1 protein-coding gene is annotated in these 244 nt (G+C 40.6%); it reads left to right on the top strand.

The window, feature by feature from the left end; translation table 11 throughout:
• Positions 1–244, top strand: a 244-nt coding sequence (locus R0K30_RS23140; protein WP_410613334.1) for an SDR family NAD(P)-dependent oxidoreductase, incomplete at both ends; no start/stop codon positions are given.

Below are 244 nucleotides of genomic sequence, written 5' to 3'. Positions count from 1 at the left end.
GTAATTGCGAGTATGTTGATGATGCACGCAATTTTGATAGCGCCCTCTTTGAGCGTGTTATTAATGTTAACTTACTTTCTATGGGGTATTGCTTAGAAGCACTTTTACCCAAAATAACATCAGGCGGCCAATTAGTGATGGTTAGTTCGAGTGTTACTTATTTACCATTACCGCGTTCAGAAGCGTATGGCGCATCAAAAGCGGGCGTAAGCTATTTAGCTAAAACCCTTGCGGTTGATTTAAA

Origin of the sequence: Bacillus sp. SIMBA_154, assembly GCF_046536015.1 — a bacterium.
In the GTDB taxonomy this organism is placed as follows: domain Bacteria; phylum Bacillota; class Bacilli; order Bacillales; family Bacillaceae; genus Bacillus; species Bacillus pumilus_P.
Note: the sequence above shows the minus strand (reverse complement) of the source record. Positions and strands in the feature narration are given on the sequence as shown.